Below are 20,514 nucleotides of genomic sequence, written 5' to 3'. Positions count from 1 at the left end.
GTCGGTCGTCAGAGGACGCCGAAGCCGAACATCGGGCCGAGCACGGCGTGGAGGCCGACGCCGACGACGAGTGCCGGAATCGTCGTGTAGATGCTGGCGATGACGGCCGCCTTCTTGTCGATGGCGATGAGGGGGAACAGCGCGTCGCCGTCCTGGCTGATGGCGTTCGCGGTGAGCGCCGAGAAGGGGATGGCCCCCTCGGCGTACGCCGTCGCGAGGACGATCTGCGGGCCACAGCCGGGGATGAGACCGAGGGCGGCGCCGGCGACGGGTGCGAGGAGGCCCGCGGCGGCCGCGATGGCCGCGATGTCGAGGTTGAACAGGGCGACGGGGTACTCGTAGGCGAGGTACGCCGCGAGCACCCACACCGTGACGAACGACGTCTCCATCGCCGCGTGGGTGAGCGTCTCGTAGACGTTGGCGAACGTGTTCTCACCCCGCCCGATGCGTCCGTGGCCGACGTAGTGCCGGCCCACGAAGTAGAGGTAGAACGAGACGACGGTTCCCACGATGCCGAAGACGGTGAACGCGCCGGCGAAACTCGGCGCGACGACCATCGCGACGTCCGGGGCGCCCCGCGCGAGGTAGAGCACGCCCGCGACGAGGCCGCCCGCGGCCGCGACCCACCAGAGCGCGAGCGCACCCTCGGTCACCCGGCGCAGGAGCGGGGAGTCGCGGGTCGGTTCGGCCGCACAGGCCGCGTCCTCGACGATGGGGTCCTCCGGGTCGCGGGCGGCCTGGGCGGTGGCGTCCTCGTAGTGGTGGACGTGGCTGCCGCCGGGTGCGTGGACCGCGTTCGTGGTGGCGCCGCCGTCGGTCATCGTCGTCTGGATGCGGTCGACCGCCCGGTCGATGCGCCCGACGCCGAGACCGACCGTGTCGACCGCGTAGCCGAACAGGACGGCCGAGACGAACGCGATACCGTAGGCGTACAGCCCCGCCTCGGGGGCGAGCGCGAGGATGACGAACGCGCTGTCGCCGGCGGTGGCGATGAGCGTCGCGACGACGGTCCCGAAGCTCACCGTCCCGCGGACGTACAGCGGCATCATCACGATGGCGCCGCCACAGCCGGGCGTGAGGCCCATCAGTGCCCCCACGAGGGGCTGGGCACGCTCGTGCTCCCGGAGTTCGCGGACGAGTCGGCCGTCGGTCCTGTACTGGACGTAGCTGAACAGCAGCACCGTCACCGCGACGAACGCGCTGACCTGCACGAAGCCGTCTCGCACCGAGAAGACGAAGATTTCGAGGAGTTCGTCAAGCATGACGGTCCCTCCTCAGCGACGAATTAGACATCTCTAAAAATAGATTTAGCACCGTACACCAAATAGGTGGCGGAAGGTTCTCGGTCCCTGACAACTGTGTCGTATCGGGCGTCACGGGTCCGCCTTACACGTGACCGACGCCGTCAACCGACGCTTGGGACGGGCGGCTGAAACGACTGACGGAACACTCAGCGTCCGTCTCCGACGCGGACGGGACGGTGGCCGAGTACACCCTCTCCACGAACGGAGTGGACGGTGCCTCAGTCCGAACGCTCCCCGGCACTGTGAACGCGCGCGGTCCCGTCCGGGTGCTCCTCCAGCGTCACCTCGTAGCCGAACGCGGAGAGCACGTCGCAATTCGTCCGGAGGTGGTCGGTCATCGCCGGTGCGAGCAGGTCACCGCCCGCGAGCGCGAGGAAGACCAGCAACTGGTCCGCGAGGTGGGGGTCGAGGACCACCCCCGCCTCGTGGAGGTCCTCGAACGCCTCGACGGCGTCGGCGGCGACGGCCTCCGAGGGTTTCCCGCGTTCGCCGAGGGCGTCCACGCCGAGTCGCGTCCCCCCGTACTCGCCGACGAGCAGCAGCGACGACCCCGGGGAGGCGGTGTCGTCGTACGCGACCTCCTCGATAGTCGTCGAGAAGCCGACCGCCGAGAGCGCCTCGGCCGCGGCGTTCGCCTGTCGGTCGGCCACCTCCGCGCCCGCGAGCGACGCCGAGGCCCGCGAGTGCACCGCGACGCGCTCCAGCGGCCCGCGCTCGGTGAGCGAGAGTGGCGAGAGCGTCGAGGGGCGGACGGTGAGCGTCGCCTTCCCACCGCCTGCGGGGTAGAAGCCCGTCCGCTCGCGGGTCACCGTCGCGTCGAGGCCGACCCGGGCGAGCAGCGGGAGTTTCACGTGCTGGAGGGACGCGAGCGGCGGCGACCACTTCACGTCGGTGCCACCCGTCGCGGTCACGGTGAGGGGGGCGTCGAGCGCGACGGCCAGCGGGAGGAGCGCGTCGAACAGGAGCGAGACGCTCCCGGCGGTGGGGAGGTCGTAGCGCAGGTCACCGCCGCCGATGGGGCCGGGGTCGAACGCCACCGCTGGTGATTCGAGTTCGGCGCCCTCGACGGTCGCGTCGCAGGCGGCGGCGACGCACTCCACGCAGGCGAGGTGCTGGGGGTGCAGGCCGGGCGCGGGGCGACTCCCCCGGACGTCGTCGACGTCGACCGCTCGGCCGGTCACGGCGGCCAGCGAGAGCGCCGTCCGGAGGACCTGGCCGCCGCCCGCGCTCCCGTCGACGACGAGCGGTTGCGACTCGGGCATCGGCGGCGTTACGCCGTGCGACGGTATGTCAGTGGCGTTCCGGTCCATCGGGTTTGGCAACTATTAAACGTCGCGCGCCGCTGTGGGCGTATATGAGCGCAGAACAACGCGGATCGCGAAAGTGCGTCTCCTGCGGGATAAACATCTCCGGGACGAACGCCGCCGCGTTCAAGTGCCCCGACTGCGGGCACCAGATCTACCGCTGTTCGAAGTGCCGCAAGCAGAGCAACCTCTACGAGTGCTCGCAGTGCGGGTTCACGGGGCCGTAACGATGGGGAAGGTCGCAGCCCGCATGAAGGTCATGCCGCAGAACCCCGACATCGACCTCGACGACCTCCAGGAGCGCCTGGAGAACGCCCTCCCCGAGGGCGCGAAGATCAACCGTGTCGACCGCGAGAACGTCGCGTTCGGTCTCATCGCCCTCATGCCGACGGTCGTCGTCCCCGACGACGCCGGCGGCACGGAGGCCATCGAGGAGGCGTTCTCCGACGTCGACGGCGTCGAGAGCGTCGGCGTCGACCAGGTCGGCCGCATCTGAGTCGGTCCGCATCCTTCTCGGTTCGTCGCGTCGCGAGCGACCGCGACGGCGTCACGCGCTACCGTACGGAGTCGAGAACGCACCTTTTATAACGCTGTCCGGGGAACGTACGGCAAATGCCGAGTTCCAAAGGCCCTCTCCACGGAACCCGAGAGAAGCTCTCGAACGACCCTCGCGAGCGCGGTACGTCGCCGCCCCAGCGCGCCATCCAGCAGTTCGAGGAGGGCGAGAAGGTCCACCTCAAGATCGACCCCAGCGTCCCCGACGGGCGCTTCCACCCGCGGTTCAACGGCCACACCGGCGAGGTCGTCGGTGAGCAGGGCCGCGCGTTCCAGGTCGAGATCAACGACGGCGGGAAGTACAAGACGCTCATCGTCCGTCCCGCCCACCTCCGCCGCCAGCAGAACGAATAGATGACCATCTTCAAGGAGATCGTCGACGAGGAGTACCTCACCGTCTCGGAGGCGAAGGAACTCCTCGCGGACATCGAGGCGGAGCGCGCGCTGGACGAGGAGCGCGAGATGCGCTACGAACTCGCCCGCGCCATCGAGCACGTCAACCGCTTCGCCGAACTCAGCGCCGAGGACGCGCGCGCGCTCGTCGAGGAACTCTCGGAGTTCGAGAAGGTCGAGGAGGCGACGGCCTACAAGATCGCGGACCTGCTGCCGCGCAACCGCGACGAACTGCGCGCCGTCTTCGCCCAGGAGCGCTACTCGCTCTCGGGCGACGAACTCGACGAGGTCCTCAACGCGGTCGCGAAGTACGCTTAAATACGCGGTTCCCGTTTTGGTACGTATGACCGATTCCGACAGCGACGCAGTCGCCGTCGTCCTCGACTACCTGCCCCACGGGCGGGCAGACGACGACCGGCCACAGTACCAGAAGCCGTCGCTCGTCTACGCGCTCGGGGCCGACGACTTCCGGCTCTACGAGTGCGTGCTCTCGGAGGACGCCGACCTCTCCATCGGCGACCGCTTCGCGCTCGACGACGACGGCATCGAGCGCGTCCGTGAGACCACGCACGACGACGTCTCGGGCGGGGCACGCTCGGAACTCGAGTACGCGGTCGACGCCATCGTCGAGGCCGACGAGCGGCGCTTCGTCGACCACTACAACGACGCCCAGCCCATCACCCTCCGCCTCCACCAGTTGAACCTCCTGCCCGGTATCGGCAAGAAGCTCAGGAACACCATCCTGGAGGAGCGAAAGCGCAAACCGTTCGAGAGCTTCGAGGAACTCGAAGAGCGCGTCGCCGGCCTCCACGACTCCCGGAGCATCCTCGTCGAGCGCATCCTCGAGGAGGTCCGCGAGGACGACCTCAAGTACCGGTCGTTCGCCCGCTAGACACCGCGACGGTCCCCGTCGCCTCCTCGGGGCGACGGTTGGCCAGTCCGGCCTTCCGTACCGACGGCGCAGTCGTCGAGCAGCGCAGTTTCACTCCCTGATATTCATGAATACGTTAATGTCTCCTAAGAGAGGACATCGTATCGAGGAGTATCTCGAACGTGGTCGTTCCAATTTCCGACGTCTCGGTGTTCGTCCTGGCCGGCGCCCTCGCCATTGCAGTGCCGTTCGGGCGCGCGAGCGGCGTCACCGAACGGGTGGCGACGCGCCGCCCGTCGGGCGGAGCCGACTCGCTCTCCGCCAGCGCCGTCCCACTGTCCGCCGACCTCGCGGTGACGTTCCCCGCGCTGTCCGCGGCCCTCGCGCTGGTCGCCGTCGCGCTGACGCGGTACGGGACCGAGCGCCGGTAGCCGGCCGCGCCAGACGACAACCGTTTATCGGGGCCGGGCCGATTCGCAGCACATGACCGACTCCGCGAGCGGCCGCCCGGGTGGCCGCGACCCCGACGCACTCATCGCCCGCGCCGGCCTGCACGGCGACCCGAACCGCGACCAGCACTTCCTCGTCGACGACCGCGTCCTCGACCGCGTTCCGGGCTACCTCCCGGCGGATGCCGACACGAGTCACGTCCTCGAAATCGGCGCCGGGACGGGCGCGCTCACCGACCGCCTGCTCGCGGTCGCCGACCGGGTGACGGCCGTCGAGCGCGACCCCCGGCTGGCCGCGTTCCTTCGCGAGGAGTTCGCCGCGGCCATCGAGGAGGGTCGGTTACGGCTCGTCGAGGGCGACGCCCTCGAGGTCGACTTCCCCGACGACGCCACCGCCTCCGTCTCGAACCTCCCCTACGGCGTCTCCAGCGAGGTGACGTTCCGCCTCCTTCCCATCGGAATCCCGCTCGTGCTCATGTTCCAGCGGGAGTTCGCGGAGCGCATGGCGGCCGAGCCGAACACCCCGGAGTACGGCCGCCTGTCGGTGACGGCGGGCCACTACGCCGACGTGAGCGTCGTCGAGACCGTTCCGAAGGAGGCGTTCGACCCCGCGCCCGCCGTCGAGAGCGCGCTGGTCCGTGCCGTCCCCCGCGCGCCCGAGTACGCCGTCCCGGACGACGAGTTCTTCCTGCGGTTCGTGACGGCGGTGTTCACCCAGCGCCGAAAAACGATGCGCAACGCCGTCCGGAACACGGCCCACATCTCGGGGCTCGCGGAGCCGGACGCCGTCGTCGCCGCGGCCGACGAGGACCTGATGGGCGCGCGCGCCGGGGAACTCGCCCCCGCGCAGTTCGCCGAACTCGCCAGTCTCGCCTGGGACGTGGGCGCGCCGGAGGCCGAGCCGTGAGCGACCTCCGGGAACGGGCGGACGACGAACAGGTGTACCAGCCGGCGGAGGACTCGGACCTCCTCGCGCGCGCCGTCGCGGAGCGCCTCGACGGCGACGAGCGTCTCCTCGACGTGGGGACCGGGTCGGGCTACGTCGCGGCGACGGTCGCCGACGAGACCGGTTGTGACGCCGTCGGCGTCGACCTCAGCCCGCTCGCGGTCCGGGCGGCCCGCGAGCGCGGCGTGCCCGTCGTCCGCGGCGACCTCCTCGCGCCCTTTCGCGACGGCGCGTTCGACGTCGTCGCGTTCAACCCGCCGTACCTCCCGACGGACCCCGACGCCGAGTGGGACGATTGGATGGAACACGCCCTCTCGGGGGGAGCGGACGGCCGGCGCCTCGTCGACCCCTTCCTCGACGACGTGCGACGCGTCCTCGCGCCGGGCGGACGCGTCTTCCTCCTCGTGAGTTCCCTCACGGACATCGAGGCCGTCCGCGAGCGCGCGCGGGCGAACGGGCTCCGTGGCGACGTCGTCGCGGAGGCGTCGTTCCCGTTCGAGCGTCTCGTCGTCCTCGACCTTCGACCGCGCGACTGAGTCCGACCCCCCGACTGCGCTCCCGTCGCGCGACGGGACCGTCCCGTCCATCGGGTACAGGGGCTATGTGTCAGCGCGTCGTATTCACCGTATGGTTCGACCTCGAACGCGACCCGCGGGGGGCGAGGGGTGAGGTGCCGTGGACGTCCTCGTCCCCGTCCGGTACCCGCTGACCGACCGTGACCGTCGGGCGCTCGACCGCGCGGCCGACCTCGCCGCCGACCCGGCGTCGACGGTGCTCGTCTTCCACATGAACCCCGTCCACCTCGGGACGCGCGTGACGCGCGACGACCTCCGCGAGGCGGTCGGCGAACGCCTCGCCGACGTGAACGCGGACTACGCCGTCCGGAGCGGTGCGCGCATCGAGGACACCCTCTCGGAGGCGGTCGAGCGCTACGGTGTCGACGTCGTCGTCCTGACGCGACACCCGCGACGCCCGCTGGCGGGCGCGCTGCTCGAACGGCTGGACCTCGACGTCGACGTCGTCGAACACCTGCGCGAACACGTCCCGGTCGACCTCGTCGTCGTGGAGTAACCCGGAAGATTACCACTGAGCATATCTCGCATAAGCAATTATTATCAACGGGGATGCCGTAGCCCGCACCGATGACCGAGTTAGTCGCGACGACGACGGGGCTCTTCCCGCTCCCCGACCGAGCGAAGACGACGCTCTCCGACCGCAAGGGACACCAGAAGGACGACCTCATCTCCGGCGACGAGGGCGACGACATCGTGGCGGCGTACGACCGCGTGCGGACCGACCTCCTCGACCGCCAGCGCGAGGCCGGCCTCGACCGCCTCGTGGAGGGGCAGGCCCGCTGGGACGACATGCTCGCACACCCCCTGTGCGTCCACGACAGCGTCGAGACGCGCGGCATCGTCCGCTACTACGACAACAACAACTTCTACCGCGAGCCGGTGGTCCGCGGCGACCTCACCTTCGACGGCGACCTCGCGGCCGACCTCGAGCGCGCCGCCGAGCACGTCGGGAGCGACGCGCTCCAGGCGGTCGTCCCCGGCCCCTACTCGCTGTCGGACCTCGCCACGGACGAGCACTACGGCGACGAGGGCGACTTCCTCGACGCCGTCGCCGACTTCCTCGCCGAGGAGGTCGACGCCTTCCCCGACCTGGAGACGGTCCTGCTGCTCGAACCGTCGCTGGTCGAACACGCCCCCGGCGACGGCCGCGACGCCCACGCGAGCGAGGCAATCGACCGCGTGGCGGGCGCGACGGACGCCGACGTCGTCGTCCACACCTTCTACGGCTCGCTCGAGGAGAAGGTCCACGCCCACCTGCTCGACGCGGACGTCGAGGCCATCGGCTACGACCTCGTGACCGACCACGACCAGAACCTCTACAACGTCAACGAGTACGGCACGAAGGGCGACGTCGCCCTCGGCCTCGTCGACGGGCAGAACACGCTGGTCGAGTCGCCCGACCTCATCCGCGAGCGCGCCGAGTGGTTCGCGGAGAACACCCCCGGCGGGTCGTTCGACCGGACGTACGTCCTGCCGAACACGGAGACGTTCTACCTGCCGGTGAACCGCTTCGAGGAGAAACTCGACGCCCTCGGCGCCGCCGTCGCCGAGGAGGAGGTGACAGCATGACCGACGTGAGAGACCAGTTCCGACCGCCGAACCACCCGAACGACCACTTCATCCTGACGACCGTCGTCGGGAGCTACCCCAAGCCCAAGTGGCTGAACCGCGCGCGCGACCTCTACGAGGGGGCACTCGACGCCGACGTCACCTTCGACGAGGGCAACTGGGAGGAGGCGAAGGCCGACGCCTCGCGGCTCATCACGCAGGAACACGAGCGCGCCGGCCTCGACGTCGTCGTCGACGGCGAGATGCGGCGCAACGAGATGGTCGAGTACTTCGCCCACCGCATCACGGGCTACGAGTTCAACGGTCCCGTGAAGGTGTGGGGACACAACTACTTCGACAAGCCGAGCGTCGTCAGCGAGGTGGCCTACGACGAGCAGTGGCTGGTCGACGAGTTCGAGTTCGTCGACGCCGCCGCCGAACGCCCCGTCAAGGTGCCCATCACCGGCCCCTACACGCTCGCCAACTGGTCGTTCAACGAGCACTACGACACCGAGGAGGACCTCTCGTACGCGCTCGCCGAACTCGTCAACCTCGAGGTCGAGAAGCTCGTGGAGGCGGGAGCGCGCTACATCCAGATCGACGAACCGGCGCTGGCGACGACGCCCGACGACCACGCCATCGTCGGCGAGTGCCTCGAACTCATCGCGAAGAACATCCCGGACGACGTGCGCATCGGCCTGCACGTCTGTTACGGCGACTACTCGCGCATCTACCCCGAGATCCTCGACTACCCCATCGACGAGTTCGACGTGGAACTCTGCAACGGCGACTACGAGCAACTCGACGTCTTCACCGAACACGAGTTCACGAAGGACCTCGCGCTCGGCGTCGTCGACGCCCACGTCGCGGAGGTCGAACCCGTCTCCCAGATTAAGGAGAACGTCAAACGCGGCTTCGAGGTCGTCCCCCCGGAGCGCCTCACCGTCTCGCCCGACTGCGGGCTGAAGCTCCTGCCCCGCGAGGTGGCCTACGGGAAGATGGAGAACATGGTCGCGGCGACCCGCGAGGTGGAGGCGGAACTCGACGCCGGCGACGTCGACCTCGGCGCGCCGGCGCGCGCCGACGACTGACGCGCTCGTCCCGGGCGCACGAACCGCCCCCTCACTCGACGATACAACCGTCGACGCGTCGCTGTCGCGCGTCGCACCCTCCGTGGAACGCGTCGGCTCGGTGCAGTTCAGTTCTCGACCATCACGTCGCTGGCTTTCACGACGGCAGTGGCCTCCTCGCCCTCCTCGAGGCCGAGGCGCTCGACCGACGCGCTGGTGATGGTCGCCGTCACCTCGGTGCCGTCGACGTCGATGACCACCTCGGCGATGGGTCCCTCGACGGTGACGGACTGGACGGTCCCGCTCAACCGGTTTCTGGCGCTGATGGGCATAGCGACGTCCGATTGGAACGGGAGGCGAATAACTCCGGCGGCCCTACCCCCGCGCCCGTAGCGAGAACGTCAGCGGGACGTCCTCGGGCGCTTCGGGGAGCCACCAGTAGCCGTCCTCGTCGTGCTCCATCCCGGGGAACTGCTCGAAGCAGGCGAAGGGATGTTCGCGGACGAACTCGACGTCGAGGCCGGCGTCGACCAGCGCGGTGACCACCTCGCCGAGGCCGTGGGCCCACTCGTGGGTGACGGTGTCGTCGAGTTCGGCCTCCCGGTCGGCGTAGGTACCGTCCTCGTCGTACGTTCGGGGGTCGCCGCCGAAGTACGACCAGTCGGGGACGGGCCGTCCCTCGACCAGGTCGAGGTCCATCAGCACGTGGCTGAACGGGTGTATCTCGGCGACGTAGAACGTGCCACCGGATGTGAGGAAGTGGCCGACCACGTCGGCCCACGCCTCGATATCGGGCAACCAGTTGAGCACGCCGTAGGAGGTGAACACCACGTCGAATGCCTCGTCCAGGACGGCGGGGAGGTCGTAGAGGTCGCCCTCGACGAAGCGTGCTCGCTCGGCGAGCCCCGTCTCCCGCGCCAGGTCACGGGCCGTCTCGACGGCCGTCTCGGAGAAATCGGCGCCCGTCACGTCGGCGCCGTGGCGTGCCCACGAGAGCGTGTCGAGGCCGAAGTGACACTGGAGGTGGAGCAGGCGCGTCCCCTCGCCGACTCGCCCCCCGAGTTCCTCGCGTTCGAGCGGCCGGAGCGTGCTCTCGCCGTCGAGGAACGACTCGACGTCGTAGAACGCCGTGTCGGGGTGGAGGGCGGCGAGTTCCTCCCAGTGCGCCCGGTTGTCCGCGAGGCGGTCGTCCATGCGTCGAGGGACGCGCTGTGCGACAAAGCCGTTCCGAAACGAGTCGAGACGGCGCACCGTGACGGGTCGTGAGTGGTCGCGACGGGTCGTGATGGCGTCACTCCCGGTCGGCGGCCGCCGAGACGTTCGGACCACCCGTTCGTCCCGCCACGAGGTCGGTCCGGTCCCTGAGGGCGCCGCCCCCCACGGTCACCAGTACCCCGCCGACCACCGCAAGCGCGGCCCACTCGACGGCCGCCGGGACGCCGGCGAGCGCAGCCCACCCGACGACGACGCCGGCGAGGAAACCCGCCTGCGCGAGCGCGACGCTCGCCAGCCCCCGACGGGGGTCTCGCGAGGCGCCCGCGATGGCGACGGCCTCCAGCCCGCCGTGACCGGCGAGCGCGAGCGTCCCGGCGAGCGCGAGGGCGGCGGACGCGGAGACGAGTGCGGCGAGCACGAGCCCCTCCACGGTGCGGTGGACGACCAGCGCGCCGACGGCGACCTCCCCCCGACAGCCGCAGCCGAGGCGAGCGGTCGCCGAGCGAGCGAGGAGGGCGCCCGCCAGCGCGCCGGGGACGACCCACGCGCCCGCCATCGACGCCGCGCCCGCGAGCGCCAGCGCGCCGAGGAGGACGACCAGCGCGTCGACCAGGTACCACGCCCGTCGGGTCGGGAGGGGGCGGCGCACGACGGCGACGCCGGCGAGGAGCGGGAGGCCGACGACGACCGGCAACGCGAGCAGGAGGTCGACGTGGGGGCCGCCGGTCGCGCCCGTCCCGTGGGCGCTCGCGGTCCCGGCTGCGGCACTCACGGTTCCGGCGGCGAGCAGCCAGCGGGCGGCGTGGGCGAATCGAGGTCGAGTCATCGGTCACTTCCAGGGGTTGTCGACGAGTTCACGGTGGACGTCGACGCCAACGCGCAGGCGACAGTCGCTCCGCGGTTCGGCGACGCACGCGAGGACGTACCCCGCCTCGCGCTGGTCGGGTTTCAGTCCGCGCGGCGGCCGACGGTACGCCACGTGGCCGTCGAGCAGTCGGGCCGTGCAGGTGGCGCACGCGCCCGTGAGACAGCCGAACGGGAGGGCGACCGACTCGCGTTCGGCGGCTTCGACGACCGTCTCGTCGGGGCGCGCGTCGACGCGCGCCGTGCGGCCGTCGGCCCACTCGAAGGTGAGTGCGTGGGACACCTACAGCCAGACGTCGCTGGTGCAGTCGCCGTCGGGCCAGCGGATCTCGTGGGCACGCGCCGGACCGTCGGGCAGGTCGCCGAAGTCGACGAGGAACTCCTGGTCGAGTGCCATCGTTCCCTTGCGCGGGTTCACGTCCGCCTTCAGCATGACCGACCCCTGCTCGCCCTCCTCGGGGTAGAACTGGTTGTCCCACGTCGAGAACAGCGAGGTGGTCCAGTAGAGGCGCTCGCCGTCGAGGCTCAACTGGAGCATCTGCGGGCCGCCGTACACGTCGCGCTCGCCCTCGATGGGGTTTCGCGGGCCGAAGAGGCCGCCCGCCCAGATGCGGTCGGCGAGCCGCGGGTTCGCCGGGTCGCTCACGTCGTACATCCGGACGTCGCCGTGGAGCCAGTTCGAGAAGAACAGGTAGCGGTCGTCCATCGACACCAGCAGGTCGGTGACGAGGCCGGGGACGGGCATGTCCCAGTCGTCGTGCTCGCGCGGTTCGACGTCGATGGCCTTGTCCGCGTGCCACTCGCCGCCGTCCTCGTAGAAGTGGAACACGTTCGAGGAGAGCGCGGCCCCCACGAACCCGTGCGTCGAGACCGGCGAGTGCAGGAAGCGCACCTCCAGGGGAATCATCCCCTCCTCGCCGAGGTCGATGGTCTGCTCGACGGTGCCCGCCTCCCAGTCCCAGATGTGGAGCTGTCGCCCGTACTTCCCGGCCTCGACGTCCTCCAGGTCGAACCCGGGGTAGTACGTCTTCGGGGCGGCCCACTCGCTCGATATCATCACGTTGTGCCGGGGCTGGTACCAGTAGTCGTAGTTCATGTCGATGTCGCCCGGCGTGTCCCAGCGTCCCTCGACCTCGAAGTCGTCGTTCAGTTCGAGGAACCCGCCCGGCAACTCACCGTTCGCGTCGCCGAGCATACTGATGAGTATCTTCCCGTCGGGGATGCAGTGGACGGTGTGTGGCGCGCTCAGGTCGTGCTCGAACACCTCCTCCGGTTCGATGACCTTCACTAGCTCCGGGTCCCGTCGGTCGGCGGTGTCGACGACGTGGATACGCGAGGAACGCTGCCCGGGCACGATGAGGTGCTGTCGTTCGAGGCCCTCGACGTGGCACGACGAGGAGCAGGCGTTCCAGCCGAAGTGGTGTAACTCGTCGCCGCGGTTCGGCATCTCCACCCGGTCGATTATCTGGCCGTACGTCGACGAGTCCGGGTCCGTGTCGACCACCGCGAGGAAGTCGGGCGCGTCGACGTCCGTGCCGACGTAGAGGCCGATGACGTACGCCACCTCCTCCGGCTCCGACTCCTCGATGGCGGCCTGTGGCGTCACGTAGCCCGGTCCCTCGTGACCGTGGTGGTCGTGATGCGCGTGGGCGTCCGCGTCCGTGGCAGGGTTGTCAGCATCGCTCATAGCTAACGGTGGCTTCGCTACAGGGGGTGCTGAGGGTCGTGTTCTCGGCAGCACCCTCCGCTATATATGACGACGAGATGGAACGACAGTTCCGACACTATCGACCGTTACAGTTCGAGCCCCCACTGGTCGCGCGGTAACGTACACACAGAGCGAGAGAAACTTCGACCGTGATAACGGCAATTTTTTCCTCGGACTGACACTATCGGCGGCGATTCCCGACCCAACCCCCCGTCACGCGCGGAGTCGCACGGCGGAGACGAGGGAGCCGAGCGCGTACGCACAGAGCAGGAGTTCGAGCGCGAACGAGGGCGTCCCGACGTAGTGGGCGACGTAGCCCTCCGAGAGCAGCGGCACCGACGGGAACAGCGTGTCGGCGTAGGCGGGAACGTCGCCGACGACCATCGGGTTCTCCCACCCGGTCAGTGGCCAGCCGAGCATCCCGCCGGCGTGGACCGCCCGCCCGTTGAGCGTCAACTGGAGGCAGTCGGCGGCGAGGTGCGACAGCCACCCGGCGGCCAGCGCGCGCCCCCCGACGGACGAGGCGAGCGTCGCCGCCAGCGCCAGGCCGAGCAGCGAGTGACTGAGCGTCTGGTAGGCCGGGAACACCCCGAGGACGCCGAGCGGTTTGTCGACGAGGTCCGGGAGCGCCGCCCCCAGCAGACACCACCGGGTGTCGAGACGGACACGGCGCGCGAGGAGTGCACCGACGGCGAGGTGGGCGGGGAACCACACGGTTCGCGGTCGCCGACGCGGGGTGTAGGCTTTCCGGCTACACGCGTGGCCCGGGGGTGACGTGGTCGTCACTCGGGGGGGCTACTGTCGAAAGAACGTCGAACCGGTTACTCGTAGAGCCAGGTCTCGTCGACCCGCTCGTAGTCGAGCAGTTCGTCCGCCGCGAAGAAGAGGTCGATCTCGCGCTCGGCGGAGCCCTCCTCGGTGTCCGACCCGTGGATGACGTTCCGACCGAGGTCGAGGCCGAAGTCGCCGCGGATGGTACCGGGGGCGGACTCGGCGGGGTCGGTCTCGCCCATCATGGTGCGGACCTGCGCCACGGCGTCCTGACCCTCCCAGACCATCGCGAAGACGGGACCCGAGGTGATGAACGAGACGAGGTCGTCGAAGAACGGCTTGTCCTCGTGCTCGCCGTAGTGCTCCTCGGCGAGGTCGCGGTCGATGCGCATGAACTTCCCGCCGACGAGCTTCAGGCCGCGCTCCTCGAAGCGGGCGACGATGTCGCCCACCAGCCCGCGCTGGACGCCGTCGGGCTTGACCATCACGAAGGTGCGCTCGTGCTCGCTCATTCCTCGTCGTCCTCCGCCTCGTCGGCCTCGTCCGATTCGTCGGCGGCGTCGGCGTCGGTCGCCGACTCGTCGGCCTCGTCACCGTCGTCGGTGACGTCGGCGGCGTCGACCTCCTCGACGTCGGGCTGGTCGCCCGCCGCGGGCTCGCCCTCGACGCCGGCGTCGGTCACTTCCGCCGCCTCGAGATCGGGCGCCTCCGAGCCCTCGGACTCGACGGCCTCGGCGGCGTCGACGTCGGGCTGGTCGGCGTCGGCGCTGGTCTCCGCGGGCTCGGGTTCGTCGAGTTCCGTCTCGCCCTCGGCGGCGACCTGCTCGACTTCGTCCTGCGAGCCGACGGTCTGCTGGCGGGCGGCGTGTTCGCGCTGGCCGGCCTCGGTCCACTCGAGGTTGCGCGCCTCCCGTCCCATGAAGTAGTTCTTCTCGGCCTTGGAGTCCTTGAAGTGCAACACGGTCCCGTCGTTGCGGACGAACATGATGCCCGTGCCGGGCTCGATGTCCTCGCCGCTGAAGTCACAGGTGCGTGTCTGTGGCATCTACTGACCTCCGATGGAGTCGGCCTCTCGGGCGGTCTCGCGCAGCTGGAGCACGTCGCCCACGCGGACCGGCCCGAGGACGTTTCGAGCGATGATGCGGCCCTGGTTCTCGCCGGAGCGGATGCGGCACTTGACCTGCATGGCCTCGCCGTGCATGCCGGTCTTGCCGACGATCTCGATGACCTCGGCCGCCGTCGCTCCGTCGTTGTTGCCTTCGGCGCTCATCTACCTGAGCTCCGAGAGCTTGTCGGCGATGTCCTCGACATCGCCGCTGGCCTCGCCGGCGTCGACGATGGCCGCGGCCGCGCTGCCGACCTCGAGGCCGGCGGCGTGGCCGATGTCGTCCTGCGTCTCCACGAAGAGGAAGGGAATCTCCTTCTCGTCGCAGAGGTCCGGGAGGTGCATGACGACCTCCTCGGGCTGGACGTCTTCGGCGACGTAGACGAGGACCGCGTTGCCGCGCTCGACGGCCTTGGTCGTCTCGTTCGTTCCTTTCTTCACCGAACCGGTGTCCCGGGCGACCTCGAGCGCCTCGACGGCGTCGTCTTCGAGGTCTGCCGGAACGTCGAAATCAACGTATACTGGCATGATGGATCACTCCCACGCGTGGGCTCGCGCTCCCCCGCCTCGTGCGACGACCGGACGACGGAGCGTCCGCGCGCACTTACCGACACGCTGTCGGCGAAAGTCCCTGGCTGGGAGCATCATCAACCCCACGTAGGCTGTACCCCGCTCTAACTCTGCCCTGCATAAAAGCGCTTCCGAACGGGCTCAGGGGTGGTACGGCAAGGCACTCCACCCCGAGCGCGGCCGGCGACCCATCGAGGTTCTGACTCACCCCGGCTCGTACTCGCTCACCTTCACCACCTGTTTGCCGACGTTCACGCCGTCGAACAGCCCGAGGAAGGCGTCGGGGGCGTTCTCCAGCCCCTCCGTGACCGTCTCGCGGTACTGGACCGTCCCGTCGCCCACCCAGCGCGCGAGGCGCTCGTTGGCCTCCTCGTAGCGCTCGACGTAGTCGCGGACGAGGACGCCCTCGACGCGGGCGCGCTTCGTGATGAGTTCGCCCAGCTGTCGCGGTCCCGTCGGGCGCTCCTCGGCGTTGTAGAGCGATATCTGTCCGCAGACGACCACGCGGGCGCGCACGGCGAGGTTGGCGAACGCCGCGTCGGTGATGGGGCCGCCGACGTTGTCGTAGTAGACGTCGACGCCGTCGGGGCAGGCCGCGGCGACGGCGGCGCGCAGGTTCTCGGTCGTGTCGTAGTTGATGGCCTCGTCGAAGCCGAGTTCGCCGGTCAGCCAGTGGACCTTCTCGTCGGCGCCCGCGACGCCGACGACGCGACAGCCGGCGTGTTTCGCTATCTGGCCCACGACGGAGCCGACGGCGCCCGCCGCCCCCGAGACGAGGACGGTGTCCCCCGGCTTCGGTTCGCCCACGTCCAGCAGGCCGAAGTAGGCCGTCCGCCCCGGCATCCCGAGGACGCCGAGTGCCGTCGAGATGGGCGCGCGCTCCGGGTCGACGGCGACGAGCTGGTCCTCGTCGGCCACCGCGTAGTCGGCCCACCGGAGGTTGCCGTTGACGACGTCGCCCGCGTCCCACTTCGGACTGTTCGACTCGACCACCTCGCCGACGACGCCCGCGTGCATCACCTCGCCGACGTCCCACGGTTCGGCGTAGGAGTCGGCGTCGCGCATCCGCCCGCGCATGTACGGGTCGACCGACATGTACCGCGTTCGGACGAGCACCTCTCGGGGGCCGGGGTCGGGGACCGCCTCCTCGACCAGGTCGAAGCACTCCACTGTCGGGCGGCCCGCGGGGCGCTCGGCGAGCACCCACTGCCGGTTGGTTTCGCGCATGGCGGCGAGACGAGGGGGAGGCTCCTTACTGTACCGCCGACCGCAGGAGGCATTACCGCCGGTCGCTCACCTCACCCCATGTTCGACTCCCTCCCGCGCGCGCTCCGCGCGGAGGCCCGCCGGGCGAACGAGCGCCGCCTCGTCGTCCTCACCGGTTCCCACGGGGCCTGCCTCGACGCCCTCTCGCCCTTCCTCGACGCGGCCGACGTCGACGACGTCCACCTGCTCGGCCACACCGACGCCGACCTCCCCCGCCTCGAACCGCGCCGCGCCGACGACCTGCTCGGGACGACGCGCGAGTGCGTCGTCGTCGACGCCCACGAGGAGTGTCGGCCCAACGCGCTCGGACGGGCCGCCGGCGCCGTCGACGGCGGCGGCCTCCTCGTCCTCCTCGCCCCGCCGCTCGACGACTGGCCCGCCCGACGCGACCGCTTCGACGAGTCGCTCGCCGTCCCGCCGGCCGACCTCGACGCTGTGGGCGGGAACTTCCGCCGCCGGCTGGTCGGCCTCCTGCGCCAGCACCCCGGCGTCGCCGTCCTCGACGCGGAGACGGGAACCGTCGAGCGCGACGGTTTGACCGACCCGCTCCCGGCGCGCGAGCGCCCCGCACCCGCACCTCCCGAGCGCCACGCCTTCCCGGTCGCCGCCTACCGCGCCTGTCTGACCGACGACCAGGTCGCGGCGCTCCGGGCGTTCGAGGCGCTCCGGTCGCCGGAGGGCGTGGTGGTCGTCGAGGCCGACCGCGGCCGGGGGAAGTCGAGCGCCGCCGGCCTCGCCGCCGGGTCGCTCGCCGCCGCCGGCCGCGACGTCCTCGTCACCGCGCCCAGCCGTCGGGGGGCGGGCGAACTGTTCGCCCGCGCCCGCGAACTCCTCGATACGCTCGGCGTCCTCGTCGAGCGGGAGGGGACGCTCGCCGCGACCGACGGCGGCCGCGTCCGCTTCGAGCGTCCCGCCCACGCCGTCGAGAGCGACGCCGACGTGCTCCTCGTCGACGAGGCGGCCGGCCTCCCCGTCTCGCTGCTCGGGTCGTTCCTCTCCGGCCCGCCGGTCGGCTTCGCCACCACCGTCCACGGCTACGAGGGGGCGGGACGGGGCTTCTCCGTGCGGTTCCGCGAGCGCCTCGCGTCGAGCGACCGCGACGTGACCGACTGCTCGATGCGCGCGCCCATCCGGTACGCCGCGAGCGACCCCGTCGAGCCGTGGCTGTTCCGCGCGCTCCTGCTCGACGCCGGGCCCCCCGTCGAGCCGCTCGTGGTCGACGCGACACCCGAGACGGTCGCCTACGAGCGCCCGACCCCCGAGGACCTGCTCGCGGACGAACACGTCCTCCGGGAGCTGTTCGGCCTGCTCGTCCTCGCGCACTACCGGACGGAACCCAACGACCTCGCGCGGTTGCTCGACGCGCCCAACGTCACGACGAGAGCGCTCACCCACGACGGCCACGTCGTCGCCGTCGCCCTCCTCGCCCGCGAGGGGGACCTCTCGCCCGGGCTCGCCGAACGCACCTACCGGGTCGGCCGCGTCCGGGGGAACATGCTCCCCGACCTCATGCTGGGCCAGTTGCGCGACCCCGACGCGGGCGGCCCCGTCGGCTACCGCGTCGTCCGCATCGCCACCCACCCCGCGGTCCGCTCGCGGGGGCTCGGCGGCCACCTCCTCGACCGCGTCCACGCCGAGTTCGAGGGCGACGTCGACTGGTTCGGCGTCAGCTACGGGGCGACCCCCCGCCTGCTCTCGTTCTGGGCGAGTCGCGACTACGCGACGGTCCACCTCTCGACGACGCGCAACGAGACGAGCGGCGAGCACTCCGCCGCGATGCTCAGGCCCGCACGTGGGGCGGCGCTCGCGGCGCGCCACGCCCGCTGGTTCCGCGAACGCGCCGCGGGCGTCCTCTCGGATTCCCTCTCGCACCTCCCGCCCGACGTGGTCAGGGGTGCGCTCGCCGCCACCGACGAGCCCTTCGCCGCGACCCTCACCGACCGCGAGTGGCGGCTCGTCGCCGCCGCCGGCTACGGCCCCGGCCAGTTCGACGTCCACCCCGACCCCTTCCGCCGCCTCGCGGTGCGGGCGCTCACCGACCCCGACGGCCCCCTCTCGGCCGACGCCGAGCGCCTCCTCGTCCGGCGCGTCCTCCAGGGCCACGACTGGGAGGCCGTCGCCGCCGAACTCGGCTACCACAGCGCGAGCGGCGCCCGCCGGGACGTGGGGCGGGCCTGCCGGGCGCTCTGTGCGCGCTACGGCGGCGACGCGTCGGCGGCCGAACGGGGGCGGTACGATGAGTGAGGCGACGACCCTGCTCGCGTTCGCCCTCCTCGCGCTCGGCGTGGTGGGTGCGGTCCTCCCGCTCCTGCCCGGGGCGCTCCTCTCGCTCGCGGGCGTCTACGTCTACTGGTGGGGGACGGGGTACGCCGACCCGACGCTCGTCGTGCTCGTCGGCCTCACGCTCGTCGGCGTGGCGACGGCGCTCGTCGACTACTTCGGGGGGGCCATCGCGGCGAGAACGGGCGGCGCGTCGGTGGCGACGACGGCCATCGCGGCGACGGCCGGCGTCCTCCTGATGCTCGTCTCTGGACCCGTCGGCCTCCTCGTCGGCGTGGCGGGGACGGTGTTCGTCCTGGAGTACGGCCGCCACCGCGACCCTCGTGCGGGTGCGCGCACGGCCCTCTACGCGACGGTCGGCGTCCTCGCCTCAACCGTCGTCCAGGTACTGCTCACGCTGGCGATGCTGGCCGCGATGGTGGTCGTCGTCCTCGTCTGAGAGGTCGCCCGGGAGGACGGTCCGCTCGGGGATGGGGTCCTCCCGGGGAGGGCGGGTGCGGACGAGGCGCTGGAGCGGCGACAGGCGCTCGTCGGGCTCCTTCTCGATGCGTTCGTACTCGACGACGAGGTCGCCGTCCTCCTCGCGGATGCGGAAGTAGTTGAGCCGGAAGGAGGGGTGGTACACTCCCGGGAGGCGCCCGATGCGGGCGGGGACGCGGACGAGCCGTTTCAGCCACGTCCCGGTGTTGAGGACCAGTCGGTCGCCGAGCCGCGTGAGCGACGCGCGGTGGGTGTGGCCGTACACGTACACCGCCACGTCGGGGCGGTCGGCGAACACCGACCGCGCCGCGTCGAGGAAACGCTCGTCGCCCTGGCCCACCTGCAACCCCGACGTGAGCAGGCCGAAGCGTCGGATGGTCCGTCTGACGTCGCGGTCGAAGAACCACAGGGGGATGGAGACGACGACCAGCAACAGGACGAGCAGGACGTTGACGAACAGGAACGCCTCCAGGACGAACCCCGCGACCCCGAAGGTCCGCGCGAGCGCGTCCGCCTGGAGCACCCCCGCCGGGATGGCGCCCAGTTCTTCGAGGGCGAGGCCGGCGAGGTAGAGCAGGCTCACGTTGAACAGCAGGAGGACGGGCGCGACCACGAACCGCAGGTAGGGGCTCATCTCCCGGTAGAAGTAGTTCGAGAGTATCCACCGGGGAATCTCCTCCATCGGCGCGACCGACTGGATGTCGCGGGGCCAGTTGTACCGGCTGTGCCCCGACAGCCGACCGGCCTGTGCGACCACCCGGCGAACGACGAAGTAGCCGACCGGGTTCGCGTGGGGGTTGCCGAAGTCGGGCATCCGGTTGTTCGGGTCGTGTTGCATCCCGTGCTCGGCCCACACCGTCCGGCCCGCCACCTCGCGGGTGAGGTGCAGTTCGCGTTCCAGCGAGACGTTGTACTCGGCGAGGCGCTCCTCGTACTCCGGGTAACAGGCGAGTTCGTAGTCGTGGTTCCCCGGGATGAGGGTTATCTGGACGGTCTCGCCCGTCTCGCGCAACTGCTCGAACAGCCAGGGGTGGTGCTCCTCCAGCAGGTCGAGTTTCGCCAGCCCCTCCACCCCGGTGAACTCCCACAGCCCGAAGAGGTCGCCGAGGACGACGAGTTCGGCGTCGTCGTGGCCCGCGAGGTCCTGCAGGAACTCGGTCAACTCCGCTTCGAACTCGCAGGTCTGGAGCTGTTCGTCGCCGCCGATGTGCAGGTCGCTGATGAAGTAGTACTCCGTCAC

Annotated in this window: 27 protein-coding genes; 13 read left to right on the top strand and 14 right to left on the bottom strand. The window is 70.6% G+C overall.

The window, feature by feature from the left end:
• Positions 1–8: 8 nt before the first annotated feature.
• Positions 9–1,262 (bottom strand): putative manganese transporter, encoded by a 1,254-nt coding sequence (locus tag P1Y20_RS04590; protein ID WP_304447480.1) that lies wholly within the window; start codon positions 1,260–1,262, stop codon positions 9–11.
• Positions 1,263–1,522: 260 nt separating this feature from the next.
• A complete protein-coding gene (gene rtcA / locus P1Y20_RS04585) occupies positions 1,523–2,566 on the bottom strand; it encodes an RNA 3'-terminal phosphate cyclase (RefSeq protein WP_304447479.1) in 1,044 nt (347 codons plus the stop codon).
• 92 nt (positions 2,567–2,658) lie between these two features.
• Between rtcA and P1Y20_RS04580 the strand changes: the two genes are divergently transcribed.
• From P1Y20_RS04580 to P1Y20_RS04530, 11 genes are all read left to right on the top strand, one after another.
• Positions 2,659–2,835: an HVO_2753 family zinc finger protein gene (locus tag P1Y20_RS04580; protein ID WP_304447478.1), complete on the top strand. Its 177-nt coding sequence runs from the start codon at positions 2,659–2,661 to the stop codon at positions 2,833–2,835.
• A 2-nt stretch (positions 2,836–2,837) separates the two neighbouring features.
• Positions 2,838–3,104: an elongation factor 1-beta gene (locus P1Y20_RS04575; RefSeq protein ID WP_304447477.1), complete on the top strand. Its 267-nt coding sequence runs from the start codon at positions 2,838–2,840 to the stop codon at positions 3,102–3,104.
• A gap of 116 nt (positions 3,105–3,220) precedes the next feature.
• Positions 3,221–3,517 carry a 50S ribosomal protein L21e gene (locus P1Y20_RS04570; protein WP_304447476.1) on the top strand — a complete coding sequence of 99 codons (297 nt, stop codon included), beginning with the start codon at positions 3,221–3,223 and terminating at the stop codon, positions 3,515–3,517.
• Positions 3,518–3,874: an RNA polymerase Rpb4 family protein gene (locus P1Y20_RS04565; RefSeq protein ID WP_304447475.1), complete on the top strand. Its 357-nt coding sequence runs from the start codon at positions 3,518–3,520 to the stop codon at positions 3,872–3,874. It begins immediately after the preceding gene.
• 25 nt (positions 3,875–3,899) lie between these two features.
• A complete protein-coding gene (locus tag P1Y20_RS04560) occupies positions 3,900–4,448 on the top strand; it encodes a DUF655 domain-containing protein (RefSeq protein ID WP_304447474.1) in 549 nt (182 codons plus the stop codon).
• A gap of 161 nt (positions 4,449–4,609) precedes the next feature.
• The gene (locus tag P1Y20_RS04555) at positions 4,610–4,858 is read left to right on the top strand and encodes a hypothetical protein (RefSeq protein ID WP_304447473.1); all 249 of its coding nucleotides are present in this window, start codon (positions 4,610–4,612) and stop codon (positions 4,856–4,858) included.
• Between the two features lie 52 nt (positions 4,859–4,910).
• Positions 4,911–5,783: a 16S ribosomal RNA methyltransferase A gene (locus tag P1Y20_RS04550; RefSeq protein ID WP_304447472.1), complete on the top strand. Its 873-nt coding sequence runs from the start codon at positions 4,911–4,913 to the stop codon at positions 5,781–5,783.
• The gene (locus tag P1Y20_RS04545) at positions 5,780–6,358 is read left to right on the top strand and encodes a HemK2/MTQ2 family protein methyltransferase (protein WP_304447471.1); all 579 of its coding nucleotides are present in this window, start codon (positions 5,780–5,782) and stop codon (positions 6,356–6,358) included. The genes P1Y20_RS04550 and P1Y20_RS04545 overlap by 4 nt, the downstream gene beginning before the upstream one ends.
• Positions 6,359–6,497: 139 nt before the next feature.
• A complete protein-coding gene (locus P1Y20_RS04540) occupies positions 6,498–6,893 on the top strand; it encodes a hypothetical protein (RefSeq protein ID WP_304447470.1) in 396 nt (131 codons plus the stop codon).
• 71 nt (positions 6,894–6,964) lie between these two features.
• The gene (locus P1Y20_RS04535) at positions 6,965–7,966 is read left to right on the top strand and encodes a 5-methyltetrahydropteroyltriglutamate--homocysteine methyltransferase (RefSeq protein ID WP_304447469.1); all 1,002 of its coding nucleotides are present in this window, start codon (positions 6,965–6,967) and stop codon (positions 7,964–7,966) included.
• Positions 7,963–9,036: a methionine synthase gene (locus P1Y20_RS04530; protein WP_304447468.1), complete on the top strand. Its 1,074-nt coding sequence runs from the start codon at positions 7,963–7,965 to the stop codon at positions 9,034–9,036. Before P1Y20_RS04535 ends, P1Y20_RS04530 begins: the two co-directional genes overlap by 4 nt.
• 107 nt (positions 9,037–9,143) lie before the next feature.
• Here P1Y20_RS04530 and P1Y20_RS04525 read toward each other — a convergent pair whose 3' ends face one another.
• From P1Y20_RS04525 to P1Y20_RS04475, 11 genes are all read right to left on the bottom strand, one after another.
• On the bottom strand, positions 9,144–9,347 hold the full coding sequence (locus P1Y20_RS04525; protein ID WP_304447467.1) for a TOBE domain-containing protein: 204 nt from the start codon (positions 9,345–9,347) through the stop codon (positions 9,144–9,146).
• A gap of 43 nt (positions 9,348–9,390) precedes the next feature.
• The gene (locus P1Y20_RS04520) at positions 9,391–10,209 is read right to left on the bottom strand and encodes a class I SAM-dependent methyltransferase (protein ID WP_304447466.1); all 819 of its coding nucleotides are present in this window, start codon (positions 10,207–10,209) and stop codon (positions 9,391–9,393) included.
• Positions 10,210–10,306: 97 nt separating this feature from the next.
• Positions 10,307–11,056 carry a hypothetical protein gene (locus P1Y20_RS04515; RefSeq protein WP_304447465.1) on the bottom strand — a complete coding sequence of 250 codons (750 nt, stop codon included), beginning with the start codon at positions 11,054–11,056 and terminating at the stop codon, positions 10,307–10,309.
• Positions 11,057–11,059: 3 nt separating this feature from the next.
• Positions 11,060–11,377, bottom strand: coding sequence for a 2Fe-2S iron-sulfur cluster-binding protein (locus P1Y20_RS04510; RefSeq protein ID WP_304447464.1), 318 nt, complete (start codon positions 11,375–11,377; stop codon positions 11,060–11,062).
• Complete coding sequence (locus tag P1Y20_RS04505) at positions 11,378–12,781, bottom strand: selenium-binding protein SBP56-related protein (protein WP_304447463.1); 1,404 nt, start codon at positions 12,779–12,781, stop codon at positions 11,378–11,380.
• 234 nt (positions 12,782–13,015) lie between these two features.
• The gene (locus P1Y20_RS04500) at positions 13,016–13,516 is read right to left on the bottom strand and encodes a metal-dependent hydrolase (RefSeq protein WP_304447462.1); all 501 of its coding nucleotides are present in this window, start codon (positions 13,514–13,516) and stop codon (positions 13,016–13,018) included.
• A gap of 107 nt (positions 13,517–13,623) precedes the next feature.
• Positions 13,624–14,085, bottom strand: coding sequence for a nucleoside-diphosphate kinase (ndk, locus tag P1Y20_RS04495; RefSeq protein WP_304447461.1), 462 nt, complete (start codon positions 14,083–14,085; stop codon positions 13,624–13,626).
• Positions 14,082–14,618, bottom strand: coding sequence for a 50S ribosomal protein L24e (locus P1Y20_RS04490; RefSeq protein ID WP_304447460.1), 537 nt, complete (start codon positions 14,616–14,618; stop codon positions 14,082–14,084). Before P1Y20_RS04490 ends, ndk begins: the two co-directional genes overlap by 4 nt.
• The gene (locus tag P1Y20_RS04485) at positions 14,619–14,843 is read right to left on the bottom strand and encodes a 30S ribosomal protein S28e (protein ID WP_304447459.1); all 225 of its coding nucleotides are present in this window, start codon (positions 14,841–14,843) and stop codon (positions 14,619–14,621) included.
• Positions 14,844–15,206 (bottom strand): 50S ribosomal protein L7Ae, encoded by a 363-nt coding sequence (rpl7ae, locus tag P1Y20_RS04480; protein WP_304447458.1) that lies wholly within the window; start codon positions 15,204–15,206, stop codon positions 14,844–14,846.
• A gap of 246 nt (positions 15,207–15,452) precedes the next feature.
• Positions 15,453–16,475 (bottom strand): NADP-dependent oxidoreductase, encoded by a 1,023-nt coding sequence (locus tag P1Y20_RS04475; RefSeq protein WP_304447457.1) that lies wholly within the window; start codon positions 16,473–16,475, stop codon positions 15,453–15,455.
• A 78-nt stretch (positions 16,476–16,553) separates the two neighbouring features.
• On the opposite strand from P1Y20_RS04475, the gene tmcA reads away from it, so the two are divergent.
• Entirely contained in the window at positions 16,554–18,758 is a 2,205-nt protein-coding gene (gene tmcA, locus P1Y20_RS04470) for a tRNA(Met) cytidine acetyltransferase TmcA (RefSeq protein ID WP_304447456.1), read from the top strand.
• Entirely contained in the window at positions 18,751–19,233 is a 483-nt protein-coding gene (locus tag P1Y20_RS04465) for a DUF456 family protein (RefSeq protein WP_304447455.1), read from the top strand. The genes tmcA and P1Y20_RS04465 overlap by 8 nt, the downstream gene beginning before the upstream one ends.
• Here P1Y20_RS04465 and P1Y20_RS04460 read toward each other — a convergent pair.
• Positions 19,165–20,514, bottom strand: a complete 1,350-nt coding sequence (locus P1Y20_RS04460) for a metallophosphoesterase (RefSeq protein ID WP_304447454.1) — start codon at positions 20,512–20,514, stop codon at positions 19,165–19,167. The genes P1Y20_RS04465 and P1Y20_RS04460 overlap by 69 nt on opposite strands.

The sequence above is a fragment of the Halomarina ordinaria genome, from assembly GCF_030553305.1.
Lineage (GTDB): Archaea > Halobacteriota > Halobacteria > Halobacteriales > Haloarculaceae > Halomarina > Halomarina ordinaria.
The sequence above is the reverse complement of the archived record's forward strand: the minus strand, read 5'-3'. Positions and strand labels throughout refer to the sequence as shown.